This is a genomic window from Nitrosomonas sp. Nm166 (genome assembly GCF_900112825.1).
Taxonomy (GTDB): Bacteria; Pseudomonadota; Gammaproteobacteria; order Burkholderiales; family Nitrosomonadaceae; genus Nitrosomonas.
Genome location: NZ_FONE01000108.1, coordinates 1 through 1,671, shown reverse-complemented (window position 1 = coordinate 1,671; position 1,671 = coordinate 1). Strand labels below are relative to the sequence as shown.

Sequence of the window (1,671 nt, the reverse complement as noted above, 5' to 3'; positions counted from 1 at the left end):
TACTCTGCAACAAGGCCGGATATAAGACTGCAGCCGATTCCTCGCATCGCCAGAACATGAAATATCTCTTGCCATACCGGGAGGCGTCCATATAAAAAATATCATGCCCATCTTTGTCACGCTCTTTACCAGCATCTTCACCTGGATCATGAGCATCTTTGCGCTGTTCCTGACCAAGAAATTCGCGCAAGTGGCCGCTGTGGTCACCGCCATGACGGCCTTGACTGCTGGATTAGTCGCCTTATTCACGGGTCTTTTAACCGGCATTCAGGCAAGCCTTCCACCAGGCGGAGAATTGGCTTTTGCCATGCTGCCGCCCAACACAACGCCATGCTTGGGCGCTTACGCCAGCTCAGTTATAGCCAAATGGGTGTATGACTGGAACCACAAGATCATTCAGTACACATTATTCTAAGATGGCCGTCTACGCAGTCACTGGAGACCTGGGAAGCGGTAAATCCTTAATTACCGTTGGACTCATGCGCGATTATGGCGCAGCCAACAAGCGCATTGCCACCAACATGAACATCAATCCGCAGAACCTCTGGCCAGACACTAATGACAATATGCCGGTAAGGCTCAGCGACTTCCCAAGCTCAAAAGAACTGTGGGCGATGGGGAAGGGCAGCGATTCGCCCGATGAATCCACCTTTGGCGCGCTTGTCCTGGATGAACTCGGCGCATCCATGAACACATGAGACTGGAACGACAAGGACAGGAAGGAAATCATCAAGTTCTTCCTGCACACCAGAAAATTAGGCTGGGATGTGTTTTTGCTGGTGCAGCATATCGATATGCTCGACAAACAATTGAGAAATGCAGTGGTTGAACATCTGGTGGTGTGCAAGCGCTTAGACCGCGTGAAAATCCCACTCATTGGATCATTACTTCAAATCGCCGGATTCTCCGGCAAGTTCATGAAGCTACATATTGCCTCCGTCAAATACGGCAAAAGCAATTATGCGCCGGTAGTGAACCGCTGGTATTACACAGGACACGGCATTCTGTACCCCAGCCTGTTTACCTGCTACGACACCAGACAAATATTTACTGATGACTCAGCGCCTTATACGCTTCTTTCATCCAAACAGCTTCACCAATGGTATGGAGAAGGAGCACGATCAATAGTTGGGAAACTCATCAATCCGCCCAAGAAACCACAGCCAGAGCCAATAAAACTGCTGCCAAAGCCTAAGCATCCGCTCGTTGAGAAAATCATGAAACTGCCACCGCACAGGCGGGTTGAGTTCTTCCAGCGATTTGAGGCTTGCGGGGCATTCAAGCGGTAAAAGTTTATTGCCTTCAAGTCCAAGGGTCGCGCCGCCGACCGGCGCGAAGGGTATGACCGCAAAGCGGGCATGCTGCCCGATCCCTAACACAAGGTTTGTTTCTCCTGACTACATCATATTGCCAAACGCTTTCGACCAAATAAGTAATCACTTAGCCAAAAATAAGTTAAATTACCTCCGGCAAAGCCGGAGGCTTATTGGGTGAGCGCCTCAAAGGCACCCTAAACCATGAGCCGCCCAAGGCGGCTAAACGTCCAATTTCATTTGGTCGTAGCGTTCATCCTCACGTTCTTGGTTGCGGATATACGCCCTGACTATCCCCTCATCAAGCCCGACCGTCGAAACAAAATACCCTCGAGCCCAGAAAACCTCGCCAGTGAAA

Annotated in this window: 4 protein-coding genes and 1 pseudogene; 3 read left to right on the top strand and 2 right to left on the bottom strand. The window is 50.3% G+C overall.

Annotation, left to right across the window (positions count from 1 at the left end):
* Positions 1-190: hypothetical protein (locus BM021_RS15855; RefSeq protein ID WP_218147890.1), on the bottom strand; the 190-nt coding region annotated here is incomplete at its 3' end.
* On the opposite strand from BM021_RS15855, the gene BM021_RS14920 reads away from it, so the two are divergent.
* The 3 genes and pseudogenes from BM021_RS14920 to BM021_RS14910 all read left to right on the top strand — a co-directional run.
* Positions 104-415 carry a DUF5455 family protein gene (locus tag BM021_RS14920; RefSeq protein ID WP_090721760.1) on the top strand — a complete coding sequence of 104 codons (312 nt, stop codon included), beginning with the start codon at positions 104-106 and terminating at the stop codon, positions 413-415. The two genes, BM021_RS15855 and BM021_RS14920, sit on opposite strands and share 87 nt — an antisense overlap.
* Positions 416-479: 64 nt before the next feature.
* Positions 480-698 (top strand): hypothetical protein, encoded by a 219-nt coding sequence (locus BM021_RS14915; RefSeq protein ID WP_177186403.1) that lies wholly within the window; start codon positions 480-482, stop codon positions 696-698.
* Positions 699-713: 15 nt separating this feature from the next.
* A pseudogene (locus tag BM021_RS14910) lies at positions 714-1,289 on the top strand (zonular occludens toxin domain-containing protein); the annotation flags it as partial.
* A 246-nt stretch (positions 1,290-1,535) separates the two neighbouring features.
* On the opposite strand, the gene BM021_RS14905 reads toward BM021_RS14910, so the two are convergent.
* On the bottom strand, positions 1,536-1,671 hold a 136-nt coding region (locus BM021_RS14905; protein WP_177186402.1), incomplete at its 5' end, for a transposase.

Bases quoted from the DNA above. Each gene is read 5' to 3' on its own strand.
- BM021_RS14920 (WP_090721760.1), top strand. From the start codon at position 104: ATGCCCATCTTTGTCACGCTCTTTACCAGCATCTTCACCTGGATCATG.
- BM021_RS14915 (WP_177186403.1), top strand. From the start codon at position 480: ATGCGCGATTATGGCGCAGCCAACAAGCGCATTGCCACCAACATGAAC.